This is a genomic window from Microbacterium sp. USTB-Y, from assembly GCF_023703415.1.
GTDB lineage: Bacteria > Actinomycetota > Actinomycetes > Actinomycetales > Microbacteriaceae > Microbacterium.
This window is the reverse complement of sequence record NZ_JAGMTU010000002.1, coordinates 457425-481705: the sequence shown is the minus strand read 5'-3', so window position 1 is coordinate 481705 and position 24281 is coordinate 457425. Positions and strand designations below refer to the sequence as shown.

Genomic DNA, 24281 nt, shown 5'->3' with positions numbered 1-24281 from the left:
CACCGACCCCGCTCCGGTACCGCGGGTGCTTACTTCTCCCAGCCCACGTTCTCCACCGGGCCGACCCGGTAGAGGTCGAGACCGACGTAGGTCTCCGGGGTCAGGTTGGCGAGGCCCTTCTTCGCGACCTGGATCGAGGGACCGTTGTAGAGCGGGATGACGCCCCAGGTCTCCTTGATGATCTCCGGCTCGAGCTTCATCGCCGCGGCGGTCCACGCCTCGGCGGTGGTCTGCGACTCGACGTCCTTCTTGATCTTGTCGTCGATCGCGCTGGTGCCGGTGCTGGACAGGTTCAGGCTGCTGTCCGAGCAGTACATCTGGCAGAACCAGGCCGGGCCGAACGGGTCGGAGTCGGTGAACCGGAGGCCGAGGGCGTCCCAGTTCTTCGTGGCGACGTCGTTCGAGAAGTTCGACGGCGCACGCGTGTCGATCTTCAGGTCGATGCCGACGGCCTTCTCCTGCTGCTGCAGCGACTTGGCGAGGGCTGCCTGGACGGGGCTGTCGCTGAACACCGGGTAGGTGACGGTCAGCTTGACGCCGTCCTTCTCACGCACGCCGTCCGAGCCGGCCTTCCAGCCGGCGTCGTCCAGGAGCTTCTTGGCGCCGGCGGCGTCGAACTTCAGGCCGGCGGCCTTGAAGGAGTCCTCGTAGCCCTTCTGGAAGGGGTAGAGGATCAGCGAGCCGGCGGACGGCTCGGTGTAGTCGAGACCGTTCCAGGCGACCTTCTTCTGCTGGTCGATGTCGATCGCCATGAAGAACGCCTGGCGCACCTTCGGGTCCTTCAGCTGCGGCTTGGAGCCGTCGAGCTGGATGACGGTCTTGGCGGTCTGCTGAGCGCGGTAGATGACGGCGTCCTTGACGTCCTTCACCTGCTTGATCGCGTCGGCCGAGGCGGTCTCGACCTGGTCGATCTCGCCGTTCTTGAAGGCGTTCAGCGATGCGGCGCGGTCCATGCCCGTGAAGGTGACCTTGTCGAGCAGCGGCTTGTCGCCCCACCACTTGTCGTTCGGCTCGAGGGTGACCTTCTGGCCGTTCACGTCGAAGTTGGTGATCTTGTACGGGCCGGCGCCCCACTCGGGGTGCGCGTTGCCGTTGTACCCCTCGTTGTAGATCTCCGGGGTGTTGACGTGCGGGTTCAGGATGCCGGTGAGGAAGGGCATCGACGGCCAGGCGAACTCGCGGTCGAACGTGACGATGACGTCCTTGTCCGTGTCGCCCTTCGTGACGGACTCGATGTCCTTGTACCCGTCGGTCGCGCTGGCCTTGTAGGCCTCGTTAGTGCCGTTGTTGGCCTTCCACGTGGCTTCGAAGGCGGTCCAGTCGATCGGCGAGCCGTCGTTCCAGACGGCCTTCTCGTTGATCTTCATCGTGACGACCGTCTTGCCGTCCTTGACCGTGGTGTCCCACTTGTCGAGGTAGTTCGGGTTCGCCTTGACGGTGCCGTCCGGGTCCATGAGGAACACCTGGGGGGTGTACCACGCAGCCAGACGCGAGGTGTCGGCGGTGCCGTCACCGTTCATGAAGTTCATCTGCGCCGGAACTTCGCTGATCCAGAAGTGCGCTTCGCCGCCCTGCTTGAGGTTCTCGCGCGGCTGCGGATTGTAGTCCGCGGTCTTGGTCTCCGCCGGCTTGTCGGTGCTGCCGCCGGTCGATCCTCCGGTCGCCGAGCAACCGCTGATGGCGATTGCCAGCGCCCCGCTGAGGGCGATGACGCCCCACAGCTTGTGCTGCCTTTTCATGGTTCTCCTTCGAATGCCTTTCGGCTTTTTGGGGACAGGGGACAGTTAACCTGCGTGAACCGGAACTTCCCGGCACATCAAGGCAACCGTTACCGTTTCGAGTTCAACGGACGCGGGCGGATTCAGCGCCAGTGGCAGGCGTTCGCGTGCGCGTCCGTGCCGTGCAGGGCCGGAGCCACGGTCTCGCAGCGGGTGCGCTGCTCCTCCGGGAGCATCTTGTACAGCGGGCAGCGCGACGTGAACGAGCAGCCGGCGCGGCGGTCGGCGGGGCTCGGCAGATCGCCCTGGAGGACGATGCGCTCCCGGGTGCGCTCGATGTCCGGATCCGGCACCGGGATCGCCGACAGCAGCGCCTGCGTGTACGGGTGCTGCGGGTCGTCGAAGATCTCGTCCACGTCGCCGTGCTCGACGAACTCGCCGAGGTACATGACCCCGACGCGGTCGGCGATGTGGCGGACCACGGAGAGGTCGTGCGCGACGAACAGATAGGACAGCCCGAGCTTCACCTTGAGCTCGTCCAGCAGGTTGATCACGCCGGCCTGGATGGACACGTCCAGCGCCGAGACCGGTTCGTCCAGGACGACGATCTTCGGGTTCGTGGCGAGAGCACGGGCGATGCCGATGCGCTGGCGCTGGCCGCCCGAGAACGCCCCGGGGAAGCGGCTGGCGTGCGCCGGGTCGAGACCCACGAGATCCATGAGCTCGTCCACCCTGAGATCCGCCTCCGCACGCGGCACGCCGATCGCGCGCAGCGGCTCGGCGATCACGTCGGCGACGGTCAGGCGCGGATCGAGGGCGCCCATCGGGTCCTGGAAGACGATCTGCAGGTCGCGGCGGACGGTGCGCTCGGCCTTGCCGCCGTGCAGCTCCGACACCTTGGTGCCGGCGATCGTGATCTCGCCGTCGGACTGCTTCGCCAGATCCATGATCTGCAGCAGGGTCGTGGTCTTGCCGCAGCCGGACTCGCCGACGATGGCCATCGTCTCGCCCTCGCGGACGTCGAAGGTCAGCCCCTTGACAGCGTGCACCTCGCCGACCTTGCGCTTGAGGAACGCGCCCTTGGTGAGCGGGAACGTCTTCTGCATGTTGCGGACGTCGAGCGTCACCGCGCGCGCCTCGCGCGGCACGCGGTCCAGGGCGCTCGTGGGCAGCTCGGGGACGGGGTACACCGGCACGCCGCCGATGAGGCCGTTCTCGATCTCGTCGGCGCGCACGCACGCGACCCGGTGGTCGCCGCCCTCGCTCGTCGCGATGGCGCGCAGCTCGGGCTCCTTCGCGCGGCATGCCTCGGTGGCGATCGGGCAGCGCGCCACGAACGGGCACTCGTCGGGGAGGTTGATCAGCAGCGGGGGATTGCCCTTGATCGGCACCAGCGGCTGCTTCTCGGCCTTGTCGACGCGCGGGATCGCACCGAGCAGCCCGATGGAGTACGGCATCCGGGTCTCGTGGAACAGCTCGCGCACCGGCGCCTGCTCCACGGGCTTGCCCGCGTACATCACCAGCACGTCGTCGGCGGTCTTCGCGACCACGCCCATGTCGTGCGTGATCATGATGACCGCAGCGCCGGTCTCCCGCTGCGCCGTGGCGATGAGATCGAGGATCTGCGCCTGGATCGTCACGTCGAGCGCCGTCGTGGGCTCGTCGGCGATGATCAGCTTGGGGTTGTTCGCCATCGCGATCGCGATCACGACGCGCTGGCGCATGCCGCCGGAGAACTCGTGCGGGAACGACTTCAGGCGCCGCTCCGGGCTCGGGATGCCGACCAGGCGGAGCAGCTCGATCGCGCGCGCCGTGGCGTCCGCGTTCGACATGCTGCGATGCACCGTCAGCGCCTCGATGAGCTGGTCGCCCACGGTGAACACCGGGGTGAGCGAGGTGAGCGGATCCTGGAAGATCATCGCGATGCCGTTGCCGCGCAGCGCGGAGAGCTCCTTGTCGCTCTTGCCGACGAGCTCGATCCCGTCGAACATGATCGACCCGGTGACCTTGGCGTTCTCGTCGAGCAGCCCCATGATCGCGAGGGAGGTGACGGACTTCCCGGAGCCGGACTCGCCGACGATGCTGAGCGTGCGGCCCGGCTCGAGGTCGAAGGAGACGCCGCGGACGGCGTCGACGCGTCCGGATTCGGAGGCGAAGCTGACGTGCAGATCGCGGACGGAGAGAAGAGGAGCGGTCATGCGCGGCCTCCCGCCGCCGAGGTGGGATCGAGCGCGTCGCGCAGGCCGTCGGCGATGAGCGCCATCGAGACGGTGAGCAGCGTCAGCGCGGCGGCGGGGAAGTAGAAGGTCCACGGGGCGCTCGCGAGCGAGTTCGCGCCGATCCCGATGAGGGATCCGAGCGAGACGTCGGGGATCTTCACGCCGAAGCCGATGAAGGACAGTCCAGTCTCGGTGATGACCGCGCCGACGACGCCGAGGGTGAAGTTGATCACGAGCAGCGAGCCGATGTTCGGCAGCAGATGGCGCAGCACGATCGTCATGCCGGGAACGCCCATGTAGCGCGCGGCGTGCACGTACTCGCGCTCGCGCAGCGACAGCGACAGCGTCCAGATGACGCGGGCAGGCACGAACCAGCTGATGAAGATCATCGCGAGTGAGATCACGCGCCAGTCGCCGCCCGCGCTGGAGGAGACCAGCGAGAGGATCAGGAAGGTCGGCACCACCATGAGGAAGTGGATGATCAGCAGGATGATCCGCTCGGTCGTGCCGCGGAAGTAGGCCGCAGCCGTGCCGACGACGGCGGAGATGACGGTCGTGCCGATGGAGACCGTCAGGGCGATCATCAGCGAGCGCTGCAGGCCGACGGTCGTCTGGGCGAACAGGTCGCCGCCGTCCGCCGCGGTGCCGAACCAGTGCGTGCCGTCCGGCGGGGTGCCGAGGGAGAGGAAGTCGAGCTCGCTGAAGCTGAAGCGCGCGACGAGCGGGCCGAAGACCGCGAACAGCACGAGGAGCGCGAAGATGAACACGCCGGCGACGGCGGGGCGGTTGCGCACGAATCGGCGGTAGTAGAGCCGGAACGTGCCGATGCGCTTGCGCGGGATGCGCGCGGCGGTCGTGTCGGGCCCGACGGGGGGCTGGACGGTTGCGGAGGTCATGTCAGCTCACCCTCACTCGTGGGTCGAGGATCACCACGGCGATGTCGGCGAGGATGGCGCCGATCGCCGTGAGCACAGCGGTGAAGGCGGCGATCGCCACCACACCGTGCACGTCGTTGGTTCCGATGGTCTGCACGAAGTACCGGCCCATGCCGTTCCACGCGAAGATCGTCTCGGTCAGCACGGCGCCCGTGAAGACCGCGGGGATGTTGAACGCGAGCTGGGTCGCGACCGGGATCATCGAGGTGCGCAGCGCGTGCTTGCGGATGGCCTGCTGCTTGGTGAGGCCCTTCGCGCGCGCCGTGCGCACGTAGTCGGCCTTGATGTTGTCCAGCAGCAGGGAGCGCTGCAGGAAGTGGTAGCTGGAGTAGCCGATGAACACGAGGGCGATGGTCGGCAGGACCAGGTGCTGCAGCGTGTCGATCAGCACGGGGAAGAACCCGGTCACCCCGTCGCTGCTGGCGCCGGTGACGTAGAACAGCCGGAAGCCGAGGGCGTCGTTGATCGCGATCGCGCCGAGCACGATGACGAGCGCCGCCACGACGATCGGGATGTTCATGGTGACGATCGAGATGCCCTGCCACACGCGGTCCGCGAGCTTGTACTGCCGGGACGCCGTGTAGACGCCGAGCCCGATGCCGAGGACGGCGGCGATGATCGTCGCGCCGAGCACGAGCTCTCCGGAGACCCACATGCGGTACGCGATCTGCGCGTTCACCGACTGGCCGACCGGGCTCACGCCCCAGTTCCAGTGCAGCAGGATGTCCGTGAACCAGTGCCACCAGCGCTGCAGCAACGGCACGGTGTCGCTGAGGTTGCGGGGTTCGAGGAGGCGGTTGATCTGGTCTTCGCTCAGCGGAGGGCGACGTCCGATGTAGTTGCTGCGCGGATCCAGGAAGGCCCATGCGAGGAAGTACGTGACGTTGGTCGCCACCACGATCATGAGAAGCCAGCCGAGGGTTCGGCGCAGCAGGAACTTGATCAAGACGGTGTTCTCTCTCTTGTCACAGACGCCGCACGGGATCTCCGACGCAGCGCTGGGTCGATGTCATTCAACACCACCCGAGACCGGTGACGCGGTGCTCCGTCCGCGCTTCGCGGGACGGAGTGCTGCCGACTCTGAGACCCGGTTCCGGATCGCGGCAACCTCGCGAGACTATCACCGGCCGCACGCTCGCCCGTATATCGGACGCGCCACCCGCCGTGTCCCGTCCGCGGAGGGGAACGGCCACCGCGGGCGTGCCGGCGCTCCCGTAGAATCGATGGGATACCCGGTTCGCTCCGGGAAAGCCCGATCCGCCCGCCGGACCCCGCATCGTTCAGGACCCCATGTCACCTCGCGCCCTCACTCCGCTGCAGCCGGCCGCCACGCCCCCGCAGCAGATCCGCAACTTCTGCATCATCGCCCACATCGACCACGGCAAGTCGACCCTGGCCGACCGGATGCTCCAGATCACCGGTGTGGTCTCCGACCGCGACATGCGCGCGCAGTACCTGGACCGGATGGACATCGAGCGCGAGCGCGGCATCACGATCAAGAGCCAGGCCGTGCGCATGCCCTGGCAGATCGACGGCGAGACGTTCGCCCTCAACATGATCGACACGCCGGGACACGTCGACTTCACCTACGAGGTGTCGCGTTCGCTCGCCGCCTGCGAGGGCGCGATCCTCCTCGTCGACGCGGCGCAGGGCATCGAGGCGCAGACGCTCGCGAACCTCTACCTCGCGCTCGAGAACGACCTCACGATCATCCCGGTCCTGAACAAGATCGATCTCCCGGCGGCCGAGCCGGAGAAGTACGCGAAGGAGCTCGCCGACCTCATCGGGGGCAGCCCCGACGACGTGCTGCGCGTGTCCGGCAAGACGGGCGCCGGCGTCGAGGACCTGCTCGACCGGCTGGTGCAGGAGATCCCGGCCCCGGTCGGCGACGCCGACGCCCCGGCCCGCGCGATGATCTTCGACTCCGTCTACGACGCCTATCGCGGCGTGGTGACCTACGTCCGGATGGTCGACGGCAAGCTCGCCCCGCGCGAGCGGATCCAGATGATGTCCACCGGCGCCAACCACGAACTCCTCGAGATCGGCGTCTCCAGTCCCGAGCCCGTGCCCTCCAAGGGCCTGGGCGTCGGCGAGGTGGGCTACCTCATCACCGGCGTCAAGGACGTGCGCCAGTCCAAGGTCGGCGACACGATCACCCACGCCCGCAAGCCCGCGGCCGAGGCTCTCGCCGGCTACACCGACCCGAAGCCGATGGTCTTCAGCGGCATCTACCCGATCGACGGGAGCGACTACGCCGAGCTGCGCGAGGCGCTGGACAAGCTCAAGCTCTCCGACGCGTCGCTGCAGTACGAGCCGGAGACCTCGGTCGCGCTCGGCTTCGGCTTCCGCTGCGGCTTCCTCGGACTGCTGCACCTGGAGATCATCACCGAGCGCCTCAGCCGCGAGTTCGGCCTCGACCTCATCACGACGGCGCCGAGCGTGATCTACGAGGTGCTCACGAGCGACACCGGCGAGACGGTGACGGTGACCAATCCGAGCGAGTACCCGGACGGGCGGATCGGATCCGTCTCCGAGCCGATGGTCAAGGCCGCGATCCTGCTTCCGAAGGACTACGTCGGAACCGTCATGGAGCTGTGCCAGTCGCGGCGCGGCTCGCTGCTGGGCATGGAGTACTTCTCCGAGGAGCGCGTCGAGCTGCGCTACAACATGCCGCTCGGCGAGATCGTGTTCGACTTCTTCGACCAGCTCAAGTCGAAGACCCAGGGCTACGCCTCGCTCGACTACGAGCCCAGCGGATCCCAGGAGGCTGACCTGGTCAAGGTCGACATCCTGCTGCAGGGCGAGAAGGTCGACGCGTTCAGCTCGATCGTGCATCGGGACAAGGCCTACGCCTACGGCACGATGATGGCCGAGCGGCTGCGCAAGCTCATCCCGCGCCAGCAGTTCGAGGTGCCGATCCAGGCCGCGATCGGCGCGCGCATCATCGCCCGCGAGACGATCCGCGCGATCCGCAAGGACGTGCTCGCCAAGTGCTACGGCGGTGACATCACCCGCAAGCGCAAACTCCTCGAGAAGCAGAAGGAGGGCAAGAAGCGCATGAAGATGGTCGGCCGCGTCGAGGTCCCCCAGGAGGCGTTCATCGCGGCGCTCTCCGGCGACGTCGAGGGCAAGGACAAGAAGTAGGCGGCAGCCTCAGACACTCGCGACCGCGCGTCGGAGCGCTTCGATCAGGGCGTTCCGGGTATCGGCGGGGATGCGGTCTGACGCGACCATCGTCAGCGGCAGCGGCGGGGGAGCCGGCAGGTCGAGCTCGCGGAGCTGCGACTCGGTCCGGTGAAAGGCGGGCAGAGCGGTGATGCCCGCCCCGGAGCGCACGGTCGCGAGGACGCTCGAGAGGTCGAGGCACTCGCGCACGACCGTGCGCGACTCGCCCGCCGTCGTCGCGAGGTGACCCTCTACGCCGTGAACTACGCGCTGACCTCGCTCGCCCTGCGCACGACGAGTCCTTTCCTGCTGCTCCTGCTGCGCTTCGCCCTCTCCGTCCTGGTGCTGCTCGTGGTCTGCGCGCTGCTGCGCACACCCGTCCCGCGCGGCCGCCTGCTGGCCGCCGCGGCCGGTGCGGGGCTGCTCTCGCAGGCGGGGCAGTTCGTCGGCACCTACTGGGCGCTCGGGCACGGCGTCGGCGCGGGGTTCACCGCGCTCGTGATCGCCATGAATCCCGTCGTCACCGCGCTCCTCTCCCGGTGGATCCTGCGACGGCGGGCCTCCCGCCGGGCGCTGCTGTCCACTGTTCTGGGAGCCGCGGCCGTGATCGTCGCCTGCCTGCCGACCGTGCTCGCGGATCCGCGGATCGGGCCGACGATCCTCGCCGTGGGCGGGTCGCTGCTCGCGGTCGCGCTCGGGGCGCTCTGGCAGGGGCGGTCCCTGCGCCGGGTCCATCCCGCGATGTTCACACTGATCGGAGTCGTCGTCTCCACCCCTGTCGCGGGGGCGCTCGCGGTGACCGAACCCGCGCGTCCACCCGCCGGCCTCGCGTCCTGGTCGCTCCTCGGCGGCATCGTCGCGATCGGCCTGGGCGGCACCGTGCTGTACTCGGCGCTCGTCCGTGGCGTCGGCGCGGATGCTGCGTCGATCCTGTTCAGCGTGATCCCGGCAGCCACCGCCGTCGCAGCCCTGATCGTGCTGGGCGAGCCGCTGTCCGTCGCGGGCGTGGCCGGGCTGGTCCTCGGGGCGGCCGCCTCTGCGCTGCGACTCGGTGACGACCGCCCTCTCGCGGCGAGATCCGACCGTTCCGGGAACGGGGACGACGCGCGCGCCCGTGTGAACAGCATCCCAGCCTTGGGAGAACCTGGGTGAGTCCGTCGGGCCCGGCCAGTAGTCTGGTTGTCATGCGTCGCGGGACATTCCGAGAAGGAACGGTGGACTATGCCGCCGTGGGGGCGACCCACGCGCCCGACCTGATGCAGTATCCGCCGGAGCGCAGCATCCCGGCCGAGGAGTCCTGGCGGCTCGGAAGCGGCGAGGAGCGGTTCCGCACGGCCGGTGACGCGCTGCTGTCGTGGACGGCGCAGCGCGCGGCGGGTCTGCAGCTGACGGATGTGCGCCCCGCCTCCAGCCCCGGGTACGCCGGTGTCAGCTTCGACGCGGAGGGCAACCCGATCGCGCCGAGCCACGCCGAGGTCGAGCCGCGCTACGACGAGGACGGCACGCCGTGGGCGGGTCCCGGCATGACCCTGAAGCTGCACGGCCGCGTCGGCGGCATGCGCGCCGACGCCGAGCTGCGGGTGATCTCGGTGACCGAGCAGACGCACCGGATCGGCTTCGTGCTCGGCACGGTCGACGGCTCCGTCGTGAGCGGCGAGGAGTCCTTCGACATCGAGTGGAACGACGCCGACGAGGTGTGGTTCACCGTGCGCGCCTTCGATCGGCCGAACAGCTTCCTGTATCGAACGGTGCCGTATCTCGTGAAGCGCCGTCGCCGTGAGCTGTTCGCGCGCTACCTGCGGGCGATCTCGCCGCTGTACGCGACTCCCGTCTGATGGTCCGACTCTGATGGCCGGACCGCTCCCGCTCGGGGATCCGGCACCGGCGGACGGACGTCTGCCCGCCGACCTGTCGATCGATCCCGCCGCTCCGTTCTCCGCGTACCTGCACGTGCCGTTCTGCCGCGTGCGCTGCGGCTACTGCGACTTCAACACGTACACCGCGTCCGAGCTGCGCGGCGCACGTCAGGACGCCTACGCCGACACGCTGATCGGGGAGATCGGGCTGGCGCGTGCGGTGCTCTCCGAGCACGCCCCGCTGCGTCCGCTGAGCACCGTGTTCTTCGGCGGCGGCACGCCGACCCTGCTGCCGGCGGGCGATCTCGGGCGCATGCTCGGCGCCGCGATCGACGCGTTCGGCATCGTCGACGGCGCCGAGGTCACCGTGGAGGCCAATCCCGACACCGTCACCCCGGCGGTCGCCGAGGAGCTCGCCGCCGCGGGCGTCACCCGGATGTCGATCGGCATGCAGTCCGCCGTGCCTCACGTGCTGGCGGCGCTCGACCGCACGCACCGGCCGGAGAACGTGCGCACCGCGGTCGAGGCGGCGCGCGCCGCCGGGCTCGCGGTCAGCGTCGATCTCATCTACGGGGCGCCGGGGGAGTCCCTGGAGGACTGGCGCGCCTCGCTCGAGACCGCGGTGGACCTGCGTCCCGATCACATCTCCGCCTATGCGCTGATCATCGAGGACGGCACGAAGCTCGCGCGTCAGATCCGCCGCGGCGAGGTGCCCGCGCCGGACGACGACCTGCAGGCCGACATGTACGAGCTCGCCGACACCGCACTGGCGGACGCGGGATTCGACTGGTACGAGGTGAGCAACTGGGCCCGGCGGAGCACGGGCGACGCCGGCTCGGAGAAGGGCGGCGGCGACCGGCGCTCCCGCCACAACATGGCGTACTGGCGCGGCACCGACTGGTGGGGCTTCGGTCCCGGTGCGCACAGCCACGTCGCTGGGCTCCGCTGGTGGAACGTGAAGCATCCCGCCGCCTACGCGCAGCGACTCGCGACGGGGGAGTCCCCTGCGGCCGGCGCCGAGCGTCCCGACGCGGAGGCGGCCCAGCTGGAGCGGATCCTGCTCCGCTCGCGGATGGCCGAAGGCCTGCCTCTGGACGACCTCGCTCCTGAGGCGAGGACCCGGGTCGCGGGGCTCATCGCCGACGGCCTGGTCGATGCAGGGGCGGCTCTGCGGGGGACGCTCGTCCTCACCCGGCGCGGGCGCCTGCTCGCCGACGCCGTGGTGCGGGCGCTGACGGACTGACCCGGGACCGGCCGATCGTCTCGGAGCTCAGGCCCGGGGCGTCGGCAGCAGATCCACCACGACGGTGCGGCGCTGCGGGCCGACCACGGGATCGCCGCCGGAACCGGCGAACAGCGCCGCCGTCCGCTGCGCGCCGTAGGCGGGCCAGCCGGGATCGCCGTCGTGGATGAACCGCACCCAGGCGTCGTGCATCGTCGTGGCGAGGGACTGCGGTGCGTCGGCGCCGGCGATCCGGAGGGATTCCGGGTCTGCGAGCACGTCGAAGACGAACGGGATCTCGAGGGCATGGGCGGCGCGGAGGTCGCGCACGGCACTCGGCCACGAGAACTCGTAGAGGTGGGTCGCCGTGCCGGACCGCGCCTGTGCGGCCCGGGTGGCGGGCGCGCGGAGCAGCAGGTCCGTCGCGAGCTGGCCGAACACCTCGCCGGTGCTCGCGCCCGGGTGATCCGTCCGCACGGCGCGGACCGCCGCCGCGGGGATGCGCAGCGCGAGCCGGGCGAGGAGCAGCTTCGCCGGACGGATGGCGGTGAGCGCCTCCGGCGGGAACCAGAGCCGGTACTCGTCGGTGTTGGTGCCGATCAGGATCGGCACATCGGCGTCCCGCAGCGCCTCGTGCGGCGAGCTCGGCAGGGTCTCCTCGTCGATCACGAGGGCGAACCCCGGTGCGCCGCCGAGCGGCGAGGATCCGGCGGACTGGGCGCGCCGCGCCTCGAGGAGCGCGTCCGGAGCGAGGGCGGTGAACGCCTCCGCGGTGGCGGGCACTCCGAGACGTGCGGCGAGCTGCCGGGTCACTCTGCCGCCGCGCGCCGGGGACGACGCCAGCAGCGGACCGGACTGGATGATGCCGCCGCGCACGAGCGCCCGGGTGTCCGGGCGGGAGAGGAGCGCGGCGACGAGCGCCCCGCCGGCGGACTCGCCCATGAGGGTGATCCGATCCGGGTCGCCCCCGAACGCGGCGATCTCCTCGTGCACCCAGCGGAGGGCCGCCGCCGCGTCCTGGAGCCCCAGGTTGCGCGGCGCCCCGTCGAGCACCGAGAAGCCTTCGGATCCCAGCCGGTAGTTGATGCTGACGAACACGATCCCGTCGCGGGCGAACGCGGTGCCGTCGTAGAGGGACAGCGCCGCCGTTCCCCGCTCCAGCGCGCCGCCGTGGATCCACAGCACGACCGGTGCGGAACGGGCGCCGACCGGGGCCCACACGTTCGCGGTGAGGATGTCTTCGCCGTCGATGCGGAGGCTGCCGAGGATCTCGGCCGTCGCCCCGGCGTAGGGCAGCTGCGGAGCGGTCGGGCCGAACGCCGAGGCATCGCGCGGCGCCGACCACGCCTCAGGCGGCTCGGGGCTGCGGAAGCGGCGGGGCCCGAACGGCGGTGCGGCGTACGGGATGCCGAGATGGCGGTCGACGCCGTCGATGCGGCGTCCGATGAGCTCGCCGGTGGAGATCCGCGTGCGCACGGCGTCGTGGTCCATGGCGCCATCCTAGGCAGAACCGCGTCCCCGGCCTCCGGGCCCGGGCGCTCCCGCGGTTCTGGAGGCGTCCGCGGCCCCTGAGCCCGCCGGGAGGCCCGGCAGGATAGGATTGGCACTCAGGATGCACGAGTGCCAGCGGTGAGGAGGGGCGATGGTCTCAGAACGGGGACTCCAGGTGCTCCGCGCCATCGTCGAGGACTACGTCGAGACGAATGAGCCGGTCGGCAGCAAGTCGATCGTGGAGCGGCACGCCTTCGGCGTGTCCGCCGCGACGATCCGCAACGACATGGCCCAGCTCGAGGACGAGGACCTCATCGCGGCGCCGCACACCTCCTCCGGGCGGGTGCCGACGGACAAGGGCTATCGGGTCTTCGTCGACCACCTCGCGCAGGTGCGGCCGCTCTCCGCGGCGCAGCGCAGCGCGATCACCGCGTTCCTCGCGGACCCCGCCGACCTCGATGACCTCATGGTGCGCACCGTGCGCGTGCTCACCCGGCTGACCGGGCAGGTCGCCCTCGCGCAGTATCCGTCCTTCGCGCGCGCACATGTCACGCACGTCGAGCTCGTCGCGCTGGCCCCGAACCGCCTGCTCATCGTGCTCGTGACGGACGCCGGCGGCGTGTCGCAGCGCATCGTCCCGCTGCCGGTCGAGCTCGACGAGTCCGAGCTCGGGATGCTCCGCGCCGCGATCACCGAACTGCTCACCGGACACTCGGTGCGCCGCGGCGCCGAGCGGGTCCAGGCGGCGGGAGAGACCTCGTACGGCCCCCGTGTCGACGCCGCGCGGGCCGCGCTGCTGCGGGCGGTGGCCGAAGAGCTCGCCGAGTTCCGCCAGGAGCGCCTGGTCATGGCGGGCGCCGCCACGCTGGCACGCCGCGAGCACGACTTCCGCGGCAGCATCCATCCGCTCCTCGAGGCGATCGAGGAGCAGGTGACGCTGCTGCGGCTGATGAGCGAGATGCGCGTCGACGAGCACGGGCTCGCGGCGAGCATCGGCACGGAGAACGCCGCGTTCGGTCTCGGCGAGGCCTCGATCGTCGCGAGCGACTATCTCACCCACTCCGGGACCGCACGCGTCGGCGTGATGGGCCCGACCCGCATGGACTACCAGAGCAACCTCGCGGCGGCGCGGGCCGTGGCCCGCTACCTGTCCCGGCTGCTCGAAGAGGACGAGTCCGGCCGGTGACCGGCCGCACGACAGACACGCCGCCGCAGGGCGGCCCGGAAAGGCGATGGTGACGGATCACTACGAGGTCCTCGGCGTCTCGCGCGACGCGAGCGAGGACGAGATCAAGAAGGCGTATCGACGGCTCGCCCGGCAGCTGCACCCCGACGTGAACCCGAGCGAGGAGGCCGCGGAGCGGTTCAAGTCGGTCACGCACGCCTACGACGTGCTCAGCGACGCCGATTCGCGACGCCGCTACGACATGGGCGGCGACCAGAACGGCAACGGCGGGTTCGGCGGCTTCGGCGGCTTCGGGGACATCTTCGAGACCTTCTTCGGCGGCGGAGGGGCGCGGTCCGCCCGGCCCCGTTCACGCCGGGAGCGCGGCCAGGACGCCCTGGTGCGGGTGACGCTCGACCTCGGCGATGTCGTGTTCGGCGTGCACCGCGACATCGAGGTCGACACCGCGGTGCTGTGCGAGACCTGTCAGGGTTCCTGCTGCGCGGAGGGCACCTCGCCCGTGACCTGCGACATCTGCGGCGGATCCGGTCACGTGCAGCAGCAGGTGCGGAGCCTGCTCGGCAACGTCCTCACGACCGCGCCCTGCGGGTCGTGCGAGGGCTTCGGCACGACGATCCCGTTCCCGTGCCAGACCTGCAACGGCCAGGGCCGGGTGCGTTCGCGCCGGACGGTCGGGCTCGACATCCCCGCCGGCGTCGAGACCGGTCTGCGCCTGCAGCTCCCCGGCTCCGGTGAGGTGGGCCGCGCGGGCGGTCCGAACGGCGATCTGTACGTCGAGGTCACGGTGACGCCGCACGCGCGCTTCAGCCGCGAGGGCGACGACCTGCTCGCGACCCTCGAGGTCGCGATGAGCGACGCGATCCTGGGCACCACGACGACGATCGAGTCGCTCGACGGCCCGGTGGACCTGGAGATCCGCCAGGGTCTGCAGTCCGGCGACGTGCTCACGATCAAGGGCCGTGGGGTCACGCCGCTGCGGGGCACGCAGCGCGGAGACCTGCGAGTGGGCGTGCAGGTGCTCACCCCCACGAAGCTCGACCACAAGCAGCGTCAGCTCATCGAGGACTTCGCCAAGCGCACGAAGGCGCCGGCACCGCGGCTCGCCGAGTTCCATCAGGGACTGTTCTCCAAGCTGCGCGACCGGTTCCGCGGCTGACGGACATGGCGCTGCACTTCGTCACGCCCGAGGCGACCTCGGCCCGACCGGGGACCACGATCGCCCTGACCGGCGCCGAGGCCAAGCACGCCGCGGTGGTGCGCCGGGTGCGCGTCGGCGAGCCGATCACCCTCGGTGACGGCGCCGGCGTCTGGCTGGACGCCGAGGTCGTCGCGGCCGCGCCGTCGCTCGTCGAGGTGCGGGTTCTGGCCCGGCGCGAGGATCCGCTGCCGACGCCGCGGATCCTGCTCGCGCAGGCGCTCGCGAAGGGCGATCGCGACGAGCTCGCCGTCCAGGCGGCCTGCGAGCTCGGCGTCGACGGGATCGTGCCCTGGCAGGCCACGCGCAGCGTGTCGCGCTGGGAGGGCGCGAAGGCGGCCAAGGGCCGCGAGCGCTGGGCGAGCATCGTCCGCGAGGCCGCGAAGCAGGCGCACCGCTCCTGGATCCCCGAGGTCGTCGCCGTCGAGTCCACGGCGGATCTCGTGCGTCGCGCCGGGGCCCAGCGGGTGCTGATCCTGGATCCCTCCGCCTCGGAGCGGCTGTCCCGCGTCGTGCCGGACGAGCGCGACATCGTGCTCGTCGTCGGGCCGGAGGGCGGCGTCGCGCCGGAGGAGATCGAGCGCCTCGTCGCCGCGGGCGCCGAGCGGGTGCTGCTCGGCGACACGGTGCTGCGCACGTCGACGGCCGGCCCGGCCGCGCTCGCGGTGCTGAACGTGGCCCGCGGACGCTGGTAGGTCCGCCGACCCGCGGCACCGCGCCGATAGACTGATGGCATGAGCGAACCCTCGATCTTCACGCGCATCCTGAACGGGGAGATCCCCGGCGAGATCCTGCTCGAGACCGATGACGTCTTCGCGATCCGCGACATCAACCCGCAGGCGCCGCTGCACGTGCTCGTGATCCCCAAGTCCGAGCAGTATCGCGACGTCACCGAGCTCGCCGCGGGGGATCCCGCCCTGCTGGCGAAGATCGTCGCCGCGGCCAAGCAGATCGCGGTCGATCACGCCAACGGCGAGTACCGCCTCATCTTCAACAACGGCGCGAGCGTCGCGCAGTCCGTCTTCCACGTGCACGCCCATGTGCTCGGCGATCTCGAGGAGAACAAGCTCGTTGGCTTCTGACGAAACGGCTGAATCCGTCATCTCGGCGCGGATCGAGGTGGACGGCGTCGCGATGGTGCAGCTGCTCGGCCCGCAGGACCGGCTGCTGCGCATGCTCGAGAAGGAGCACCCCGCGGTCGACGTGCTGGTCCGGGGCAACGAGGTCACCCTCACCGGGGATCCCGGCGCGGTCGGCGCGGCGCGGAAGCTCGTCGACGAGCTCATCGAGCTCACGCGGTCCGGCCATGCGCTCGCCCCGAGCGATGTGGCGCAGTCGGCGCGCATGCTGGAGCGCGAGGGCGTGCGACCCAGCGAGGTGCTCGGCGAGGCGATCCTCTCGACCCGAGGACGCGTGATCCGTCCGAAGACCCTCGGTCAGAAGGAGTACGTCGACGCGATCGACGAGAACACGATCGTGTTCGGCATCGGCCCCGCGGGCACCGGAAAGACCTATCTCGCGATGGCGAAGGCCGTCCAGGCGCTGCAGCGCAAGGAGGTCGAGCGGATCATCCTCACCCGCCCGGCGGTCGAGGCGGGGGAGCGGCTGGGCTTCCTCCCCGGTACCCTCACCGACAAGATCGATCCGTATCTGCGCCCGCTCTACGACGCGCTGAACGAGATGATGGATCCGGAGATCGTGCCCCGCCTGATGGCGAGCGGAACGATCGAGGTCGCGCCGCTGGCGTACATGCGCGGACGCACGCTCAACGACTCCTTCGTCGTGCTCGACGAGGCGCAGAACACGACGCCCGAGCAGATGAAGATGTTCCTCACCCGCCTCGGGTTCGGCACGCGCATGGTCGTCACCGGGGACATCACCCAGATCGACCTGCCCACCGCCGCATCCGGTCTCCGGGTCGTGACCCGCGTGCTGAAGGACATCGACGACATCCACTTCTCCCGGCTCACCAGCGACGACGTCGTCCGGCATTCCCTGGTCGGCCGCATCGTCGACGCCTACACCGAGTACGACGAGCAGCGCACCGCCGTGCGCGCCGAGCGGGAGCAGGCCGCCGAGTTCGCCAACCGGGCGGAGCGCAGAGCGGGGCAGCAGCGCCCCGGCCCCCGAGACCGCATGCCGAAACGAGGCCTGAAATGATCGAGATCAACAACGAGTCGGCCATCGCGATCGACGAGACGGTGCTGCTGCGCCTCACCGAGCGCAACCTGGCCGAGCTGAACGTCAGCGCGGACGCGGATGTCGCGATCGTGCTCGTGGACGAGGGCGCCATGGAGGCGCTGCACGTGCAGTGGATGGACGAGCCGGGTCCCACGGACGTGCTGAGCTTCCCGATGGACGAGCTGCGCCCCGGCACGATCGACCGCCCGACGCCGCCCGGGCTGCTCGGCGACATCGTGCTGTGCCCCCAGGTGGCGGAGACCCAGGCCGCCACCGCGAAGCACACCCTCATGGATGAGCTCATCCTGCTCACCACGCACGGTCTGCTGCATCTCCTCGGGTTCGACCACGCCGAGCCCGAGGACGAGAAGGAGATGTTCGGCCTGCAGCGCGAGCTCATCGCCGGCTTCGCGGCCGACGAGCGCTCCCACGGTCGATGACTCCATTCCTGCTGCTCGCGGGCGCGATCCTGCTGGTCGCCTTCGGCGGTCTGATGGCGGCGATCGACGCGGCGCTCTCGGTGACCTCCCGTGCCGATCTCGTCGAGATGGGCGCGGAGGGACGAAACGCGTCGGCCCTCGCCCGGATCGCCGCGGATCCCGAGCCGCACGCGAACGCCGTCGCGTTCATGCGCGTGTTCGTCGAGACGGCGGCCGCGGTGCTCGTCACGGTCGCTCTCGTGCTGCTCTTCGACGACCAGATCTGGTGGGCGATGCTCGCCGCGGCGGTCATCATGACGGGCATCACGTTCGTGCTCGTCGGCGCCAGCCCGCGCTCCTTCGGCCGGCAGCACGCCGACGCGATGCTGCGGGTGTGCGCGCCGACGATCCGCGCCGTCCGGGTGATCCTCGGTCCCATCGCGCAGGGCCTCGCGGTCTTCGGCAGCCGCGTGACGCCGGGCGCGGGTCGCAGCACCTTCGCCAGCGAGACGCAGCTGCTCAGCATGGTCGACGAGGCCGCCTCGCACGATCTCATCGAGGCCGACGACCGGGAGCTCATCCACTCCGTGTTCGACTTCACGGACCAGTTCGTGCGTGCGGTCATGGTGCCTCGCACCGACATGGTCACCGTCGATGCCGCGGCGACGACGTCCGAGGCGATGGATCTCTTCCTCCGCCGCGGCGTCTCGAGGATCCCGGTGGTCGACGACGACGCCGACGATGTGGTGGGCGTGCTCTACCTCAAGGACCTGGTGCAGTTCGCCTACCGCGACGACCTCAGCTGGCGGGCGGCGTCCGTGCGGCAGATCGCACGCCCCGCCGTCTTCGTCCCCGAGTCGATGCGGGCCGAGACCCTGCTGCAGCAGATGAAGCGCGATGCCGTGCACGTGTGCATCGTCATCGACGAGCACGGCGGCATCGCCGGACTCGTGACGCTCGAAGACCTCATCGAGGAGCTCGTCGGCGAGATCTCGGACGAGTACGACCGTCCCGGCAGCGAGGTCGTCGAGCTCGAGCCGGGTCGCTACCGCGTGAGCGGCCGCATGGACCTCGAGGACGTCGGGGAGCTGTTCGGCGTCGAGCTCGAGGACGACGACGTCGACTCCATCGGCGGGCTCCTCGGCAAGGAGCTCGGCCGCATCCCCACTCCCGGCGCGACGGCCGTCGTGCGCGGGCTCCTCCTCACCGGCGGCGCCTCGCGCGGACGCGGGCGCGGCATCGAGTACGTCTTCGTCGAGCGGGCCGAGGAGCCGCTCGCGGAGGATCAGCACGGATCCGACCGGTCCAGCAAGGAGAACCACGATGAGCGATGAGCGCGAAGCGAAGGACGAGACGGGGCACCGAAGCGGCTTCGTGACGTTCGTCGGCCGCCCGAACGTGGGCAAGTCGACGCTCACCAACGCCCTCGTCGGCGAGAAGATCGCGATCACCAGCGAGAAGCCGCAGACCACCCGGCGCGCGATCCGCGGCATCGTGAACCGCCCCGACGGGCAGCTCGTGATCGTCGACACCCCCGGGATCCACCGCCCGAGGACGCTCCTCGGCGAGCGGCTGAACGACCTCGTCGAGCAGGTGCTCGGCGACGTCGACGTGATCGGCTTCTGCGTGCCGGCGACCGAGAAGGTCGGTCCGGGCGACCGCCGCATCGCGGCCTCGCTGGACGGCTACCCGCGGGCGAAGAAGGTCGCGATCGTGACCAAGGTCGACGTCGCCGACCGCGACGAGATCACCGAGCGCCTCATGGAGGTGGACTCCCTGCGCGAGGACTGGGCGGCGGTGATCCCGCTCTCGGCGCTGACGCGGGTGCAGCTGGACGTGCTCGCGGACGAGGTGCTGTCCCTGATGCCCGAGGGGCCGTCGCTGTACGGGGACGACGTCGTCACCGACGAGTCGACGGAGGACCGCATCGCCGAGATGATCCGAGAGGCCGCGCTCGAGGGCGTCCGGGACGAGCTGCCGCACTCGATCGCGGTCGTCGTGGACGACATCTCGCCCCGGGAGGACTCGGACCTGACCGACGTCCACGCCTCGATCGTGGTCGAGCGCGACAGCCAGAAGGCGATCATCATCGGACGCAAGGGCGCCCGGCTCCGCGAGGTGGGCGCCACCGCCCGCGCGGGGATCGAGGAGCTGCTCGGCACCCGGGTGTTCCTCGGGCTGCACGTGAAGGTCGCCAAGGAGTGGCAGCGGGATCCGAAGCAGCTCGGCCGGCTGGGCTTCTGACATGGGCTCCGCGGCGCGGCAGTGGATCGCCCCGGTCTGGGGGCCGCCGGAGCAGTGGCGCCTCGTCGATGCGACGGTGCCGGCACCGGGTCCGGGGGAGGTCACGGTGCGCGTGCGGGCCGCGGGGATGAACCCGGCGGACCGCAAGCACGTCGCGGCCCCTCGCGCGGGTGTCGCCCTCCCCGTGCCGATCGGCTACGAGATCTCGGGCGAGATCACCGCGATCGGTCCCGGCACGACGATCGGATCCGGCGAGGCACGGCTCGGCGACGAGGTGATCGCGTTCCGCGTGCAGGGCGGCTATGCGACCTCGCTCACGTTCCCTGCCGAGAAGGCGTTCCGCAAACCGGCCCCTCTGTCGCACGCGGAGGCGGCGAATCTGCTGCTCGCCGGTACGACGGCCGCCGAGATGCTCGAGCGCGTGCAGGCCCGCGCGGGGGAGACGATCCTCCTGCACGGCGCGTCGGGTGCGGTCGGCGTCATGGTGCTGCAGCTCGCCGCGCTGCGCGGCATCCGGGTGATCGGCACCGCGAGCGCGGCGGGCGCCGAGCGCGTGCGCCGTTTCGCCGGGATCCCCGTGGCGTACGGAGAGGGACTCCTCGGCCGGGTGCGGGCGCTCGATCTCCCGGTGCACGCGGCTCTCGATGCGGTCGGCACCGACGAGGCGGTGGACGTGTCCCTCGCGCTCGTCGCGGACCGCGCCCGGATCGTCACGATCGCGGCCCCCGCGCGCGCCGCCGAGCACGGCTTCCTCAGCATCGCCGGATCGCAGCCGGCGAGCGCCGCGTTCCGGGACGGGATCCGCGGCGAACTCGTCCGGCTCGCCGACGAAGGGCTCCTCGTGGTTCCGCTCGCGCGGACCTATCCGCTCGCGGACGCCGTCGAGGCGACCCGGTTCCTCGCCGAGGAGCATCCGGGCGGCAAGCTCGCGCTGATCCCCTAGGCGCCCGTCACCATCCGCCGGACGATCCGCCTCCGCCGCCCCTCCCGACGAACCGCCGCCGAAGGATCCGCTCGACGATGACGACGAAGAGCTGGGCGTCGGGGTGGCGCTGAGCGAGCTGTTCATGCCGGACAGCGAGCCGGCGAAGCTGCTTCCGGAATAGCCGGGGTACCAGCCGGGCACGGTGCCGTCGCGCTCGTACTGCACGGTCAGCACCTCGCCCCATTCGCGTTCCAGGCCGAAGAGCATCGCGTACGGCAGAAGCCGCTCGTACAGCACCACGACATCCACGCTGCCGTCCGCGCGGCGTTCGGCGCCGCGATACGACTGCAGCATCCGGATCCGGTCCGCCTCGGCGAGCCCAATGTACTCGCGCACGCCGAGCAGGTACTCGCGGGTCTCGGCGCCCTGCGGGGTGAGCACGGCGCGCCGCGGAAGCGAGACGATGAGCGATACGACCGCGACGACCGTCGCCACGATGGCGACGACGAAAGTGGCGATCGCGGCCGGGCGGCCGACCGCCAGACCCGGCACGGCGAGGGCGACGGCGGTGAGGCCCGCGACGATTCCGAGGGCGCTCAGTCCGATCGCGAGCGCCGCCCGGCGCCGCACGAGCAGTCCGCGGTCGAACGCGGCGGCGCGGGCGGAAGCGTCCAGGGCCTTCAGGCGCCCGACGAGGGCGTCGTCCGGAACCGCGAGGGCGAGGGTCGTGCCGACGGGCTGCGAGGGGAACAGCGCCTGCAGCGCTGCTGCGTCGAGCGGATCCGGGGCGATCGTCGGATCCCTCAGCTCCAGCACCGGCTTGCTCTCCCCGTCGGCGATGCGCAGGGCCTTGTGCACGGCGAGGTGCACCATCTCCGCGGCGTTAGCGACGGACCGGCGTCCCTCGATCTCGGCGGCGAGCAGCGGCGGCAGCGTCGCCGGCACGTCGTACTGGGCGACCACGATCCCGCGTCCGCCTCGGCGTCCCCTTCGCCGCAGCAGGGCGATCCCCAGGATCGGGCCGCCGATCGCGAGCATCACTCCGGCTCCGGCGACCGGATACGGGACGACGTCGGTCATCGGGTCGGGCTGGCGGGCCGGCGCGGGGGCGAAGGTGCCGGCGCGCATCGGGAACGCCACCGTCACGCCGCTCGCTGCGGGGAGGTCCTCGGCGGAGACGGAGTAGGCGCCGTCAGCGCCGGCGGACAGCGTGCACGGCGTGGTGGATCCGATCGCCCCGATGTAGCAGGACGGCGCCGCGATGCTCGCCGACGCCAGCTCCGGCGCGATGCCGAGGGTGGCGGAGAAGCGGGCGATCGGCTGCTGCGAGCTCAACGGCAGCAGATTCCAGTACCACTCGTCGATCCGGCGGTCCGTCGGACGGTGCACGACGTCGCGCATCGTGTAGCGGATCACGTAGGTGGTGGGACCGTGCTGGAAGCTGTCGGGATCGCCGATCCGGATCTGGCGTTCGCCGTTCTCCGTGTCGCCGTCGTCGTACGGCAGCGCACGACCGGAGCCGTCGGTGATCGAGACGATGTGCAAGCCGAGCGGTGCGCCGTCGTACCAGGTCGGCAGGCCGCGGATGATGCCGTGGTTCTGATCGAACTCCGGGAAGTCCGCCACCAGGGTCTCGGTCACCGCGAGGGTCGCCCGGCCGGAGGCGTCTCGACCGAGGTCGTACCGGGCGTCCCAGGAGGCGTAGGAGAAGTCGTTCGCGTCGGCGTGCGCGGCCGGGACCGCGAGCAGAGGGGCCAGCACGAGCGCGAAGGCGCCGAGCAGGGCGAATAGGCGGGCGCGCGATCGAGCCGTCATGCGAGCCAGACTATCCGCCACGCCGGCCGCCGCGGGATCCCGTCGGCCTGAGAGTCGCTCCCGATTCCGGCCTGCTCGGGCGAGGATCAGTGCAGAGCGCTCGTCTCGATGATCTCGCGGAGCACGGCCTCGTCGTTCGGGATCTCGGTGACGCGCTGCGGGGCGGCGAGCAGAGCCTGCAGTTCTGCGGAGAGCGGCAGCTCGATCCCGAGCGCCTCGGTGATCGTCTCCCCGAACTTCTCGGGCTTCGCGGTCTCCAGAACGAGCATGGGCACGGCGTCCTCGACGAACTCCCGCGCGACCTTCACGCCGTCCGCGGTGTGCGGATCGATGATCGTGCCGGTCTCCTCGTGGACGGCGCGGATCGTGGCGAGCCGGTCGGCATGGGTGCTGGTGCCGCTGACGATCCCGAACTCGTCGGCGAAGCGGTGGAGATCCGCGGTGAAGTCGAAGCTGCCGCTCGATGCGAGATCGCTCCACGCCGCGCGGACGCGCTCCGCATCCCGGCCGACGAGGTCGTAGATGAAGCGCTCCAGATTCGACGCCTTGGAGATGTCCATCGACGGGCTGGATGTCGCGAGCGTCTGCGCCGCGCTGCGCGGACGGTAGACCCCGGTGCGGAAGAACTCGTCCAGCACGTTGTTCTCGTTCGCGGCGAGCACGAGCCGGCGGATCGGCAGGCCCATCCCACGGGCGAAGAAGCCGGAGAGGATGTTCCCGAAGTTCCCGGACGGCACGGCGAACGACACCTCGAAGCCCGCCCGCTCGGACGGTGCGACGGCGTCGGTGGCCCGCAGCCAGGCCCAGAAGTAGTAGACGACCTGGGCGGTGATCCGGGCGAGGTTGATGGAGTTCACGGCGCCGAGGTGCTGCGCGTTCTTGAAGTCGAGATCGCCGGCGAGGTCCTTGACGAGGTTCTGGCAGTCGTCGAAGACGCCGTCGACCGCGATGTTGTGCACGTTCGCGTCCTGCAGCGAGTACATCTGGGCACGCTGGAACGCGCTCATCCGTCCCTGCGGCGAGAGCATGAACACACTGATCCGGTCCTTGCCGCGCAGCGCGTGCTCGGCCGCGGAACCGGTGTCGCCCGAGGTCGCGCCGACGATGTTCAGCACGCCGCCGGTGCGCTCCAGCGCGTACTCGAGCGCCTGCCCGAGGAACTGCATCGCCATGTCCTTGAACGCGAGTGTGGGCCCCTCGGAAAGACCCACGAGGGAGATCCCGTCCCCGATCGGGGTGAGCGGGACCGGAGCCGCGAAGACCTCGGGGGAGTAGGCGGCGGCGCACAGCGCGGCGAGGTCGTCGCGGGGGATGTCAGTGGCGAAGAGCCCCAGCACCTCGGTGGCGAGCTCCGCATAGCCGAGCCCGCGCCAGGACTCCAGCGTCGCGGCGTCCACCATCGGAAGACGCTCCGGCACGAGCAGGCCGCCGTCGATGGCGAGGCCCTCCAGGAGCGCCTCGCTGTAGGTCTTCGGCTCCCCGCCGCCGCGGGTGGAGATGTACTGCACGGCTGCTCCTCGATAAAAGTCGGGCGTCTCGGATCCGTCCGCACGCGCGCGGATCCGCGTCCATCGATTGTCGCAGGTTCCTCGGTCCTTCTCTCCCCGCGTGACGCCTCGGGAGGGGCACCCGATGGGCCGTGCTAGCATGGCCGCATGCGCGCAGGCGGTCTGCTCCTTCTTAGCTGCCGCGACGAGTCCCGTATCTGAG

Annotated in this window: 20 protein-coding genes and 1 pseudogene; 13 read left to right on the top strand and 8 right to left on the bottom strand. The window is 70.6% G+C overall.

All coding sequences use genetic code 11. The features are described from left to right. Positions 1 to 29: 29 nt before the first annotated feature. The 4 genes from J8G10_RS06005 to J8G10_RS05990 all read right to left on the bottom strand — a co-directional run bounded on the left by J8G10_RS06005 (position 30) and on the right by J8G10_RS05990 (position 5818). Positions 30 to 1739, bottom strand: a complete 1710-nt coding sequence (locus tag J8G10_RS06005; protein WP_251441371.1) for an ABC transporter family substrate-binding protein — start codon at positions 1737 to 1739, stop codon at positions 30 to 32. Positions 1740 to 1861: 122 nt separating this feature from the next. After that, positions 1862 to 3916 (bottom strand): ABC transporter ATP-binding protein, encoded by a 2055-nt coding sequence (locus J8G10_RS06000; RefSeq protein ID WP_251441364.1) that lies wholly within the window; start codon positions 3914 to 3916, stop codon positions 1862 to 1864. After that, the gene (locus J8G10_RS05995; RefSeq protein ID WP_251441357.1) at positions 3913 to 4833 is read right to left on the bottom strand and encodes an ABC transporter permease; all 921 of its coding nucleotides are present in this window, start codon (positions 4831 to 4833) and stop codon (positions 3913 to 3915) included. The genes J8G10_RS06000 and J8G10_RS05995 overlap by 4 nt, the downstream gene beginning before the upstream one ends. A 1-nt stretch (position 4834) precedes the next feature. Next, positions 4835 to 5818: an ABC transporter permease gene (locus tag J8G10_RS05990; protein ID WP_251441354.1), complete on the bottom strand. Its 984-nt coding sequence runs from the start codon at positions 5816 to 5818 to the stop codon at positions 4835 to 4837. 344 nt (positions 5819 to 6162) lie between these two features. Here J8G10_RS05990 and lepA point away from each other — a divergent pair, with 344 nt between their 5' ends. Further along, complete coding sequence (gene lepA, locus J8G10_RS05985) at positions 6163 to 8016, top strand: translation elongation factor 4 (protein WP_251441255.1); 1854 nt, start codon at positions 6163 to 6165, stop codon at positions 8014 to 8016. 9 nt (positions 8017 to 8025) lie between these two features. On the opposite strand, the gene J8G10_RS05980 is transcribed toward lepA, so the two are convergent. After that, the gene (locus J8G10_RS05980) at positions 8026 to 8247 is read right to left on the bottom strand and encodes a hypothetical protein (protein WP_251441227.1); all 222 of its coding nucleotides are present in this window, start codon (positions 8245 to 8247) and stop codon (positions 8026 to 8028) included. Positions 8248 to 8280: 33 nt separating this feature from the next. On the opposite strand from J8G10_RS05980, the gene J8G10_RS05975 reads away from it, so the two are divergent. Genes J8G10_RS05975 through hemW form a run of 3 tightly spaced genes read left to right on the top strand, consistent with a single transcriptional unit; the run spans position 8281 to position 11136 of the window. Continuing rightward, entirely contained in the window at positions 8281 to 9189 is a 909-nt protein-coding gene (locus J8G10_RS05975; RefSeq protein WP_251441213.1) for a DMT family transporter, read from the top strand. Positions 9190 to 9221: 32 nt separating this feature from the next. Beyond that, positions 9222 to 9872 (top strand): DUF1990 family protein, encoded by a 651-nt coding sequence (locus J8G10_RS05970; protein ID WP_251441199.1) that lies wholly within the window; start codon positions 9222 to 9224, stop codon positions 9870 to 9872. A 13-nt stretch (positions 9873 to 9885) separates the two neighbouring features. Continuing rightward, the gene (hemW, locus tag J8G10_RS05965) at positions 9886 to 11136 is read left to right on the top strand and encodes a radical SAM family heme chaperone HemW (RefSeq protein WP_251441184.1); all 1251 of its coding nucleotides are present in this window, start codon (positions 9886 to 9888) and stop codon (positions 11134 to 11136) included. Positions 11137 to 11163: 27 nt separating this feature from the next. Here the strand turns inward: hemW and J8G10_RS05960 are convergent, their stop codons facing one another. Continuing rightward, positions 11164 to 12606: a carboxylesterase/lipase family protein gene (locus J8G10_RS05960; protein WP_251441181.1), complete on the bottom strand. Its 1443-nt coding sequence runs from the start codon at positions 12604 to 12606 to the stop codon at positions 11164 to 11166. A gap of 151 nt (positions 12607 to 12757) precedes the next feature. Here J8G10_RS05960 and hrcA point away from each other — a divergent pair, with 151 nt between their 5' ends. The 9 genes from hrcA to J8G10_RS05915 are packed head-to-tail and all read left to right on the top strand — an operon-like array spanning position 12758 to position 20774. Then, a complete protein-coding gene (gene hrcA, locus J8G10_RS05955; RefSeq protein ID WP_251441135.1) occupies positions 12758 to 13792 on the top strand; it encodes a heat-inducible transcriptional repressor HrcA in 1035 nt (344 codons plus the stop codon). 49 nt (positions 13793 to 13841) lie between these two features. Continuing rightward, positions 13842 to 14948 (top strand): molecular chaperone DnaJ, encoded by a 1107-nt coding sequence (dnaJ, locus tag J8G10_RS05950; RefSeq protein ID WP_251442379.1) that lies wholly within the window; start codon positions 13842 to 13844, stop codon positions 14946 to 14948. A 5-nt stretch (positions 14949 to 14953) separates the two neighbouring features. Then, on the top strand, positions 14954 to 15682 hold the full coding sequence (locus tag J8G10_RS05945; RefSeq protein WP_251441121.1) for a 16S rRNA (uracil(1498)-N(3))-methyltransferase: 729 nt from the start codon (positions 14954 to 14956) through the stop codon (positions 15680 to 15682). Between the two features lie 39 nt (positions 15683 to 15721). After that, positions 15722 to 16069 carry an HIT domain-containing protein gene (locus tag J8G10_RS05940; protein WP_251441107.1) on the top strand — a complete coding sequence of 116 codons (348 nt, stop codon included), beginning with the start codon at positions 15722 to 15724 and terminating at the stop codon, positions 16067 to 16069. Positions 16070 to 16121: 52 nt separating this feature from the next. Next, positions 16122 to 17147 carry a PhoH family protein gene (locus tag J8G10_RS05935; RefSeq protein WP_251442375.1) on the top strand — a complete coding sequence of 342 codons (1026 nt, stop codon included), beginning with the start codon at positions 16122 to 16124 and terminating at the stop codon, positions 17145 to 17147. After that, on the top strand, positions 17144 to 17608 hold the full coding sequence (ybeY, locus tag J8G10_RS05930; protein ID WP_251441092.1) for an rRNA maturation RNase YbeY: 465 nt from the start codon (positions 17144 to 17146) through the stop codon (positions 17606 to 17608). Before J8G10_RS05935 ends, ybeY begins: the two co-directional genes overlap by 4 nt. Further along, complete coding sequence (locus J8G10_RS05925; RefSeq protein WP_251441065.1) at positions 17605 to 18921, top strand: hemolysin family protein; 1317 nt, start codon at positions 17605 to 17607, stop codon at positions 18919 to 18921. Before ybeY ends, J8G10_RS05925 begins: the two co-directional genes overlap by 4 nt. Then, on the top strand, positions 18911 to 19831 hold the full coding sequence (gene era / locus J8G10_RS05920; RefSeq protein WP_251441062.1) for a GTPase Era: 921 nt from the start codon (positions 18911 to 18913) through the stop codon (positions 19829 to 19831). The genes J8G10_RS05925 and era overlap by 11 nt, the downstream gene beginning before the upstream one ends. A gap of 1 nt (position 19832) precedes the next feature. Beyond that, complete coding sequence (locus tag J8G10_RS05915; RefSeq protein ID WP_251442372.1) at positions 19833 to 20774, top strand: NADP-dependent oxidoreductase; 942 nt, start codon at positions 19833 to 19835, stop codon at positions 20772 to 20774. A gap of 228 nt (positions 20775 to 21002) precedes the next feature. Here the strand turns inward: J8G10_RS05915 and J8G10_RS05910 are convergent. Next, positions 21003 to 22571 (bottom strand): annotated as a pseudogene (locus J8G10_RS05910) (DUF2207 domain-containing protein); the annotation flags it as partial. Positions 22572 to 22657: 86 nt separating this feature from the next. Next, a complete protein-coding gene (gene thrC / locus J8G10_RS05905) occupies positions 22658 to 24079 on the bottom strand; it encodes a threonine synthase (protein ID WP_251441059.1) in 1422 nt (473 codons plus the stop codon). Positions 24080 to 24281 lie beyond the last annotated feature (202 nt).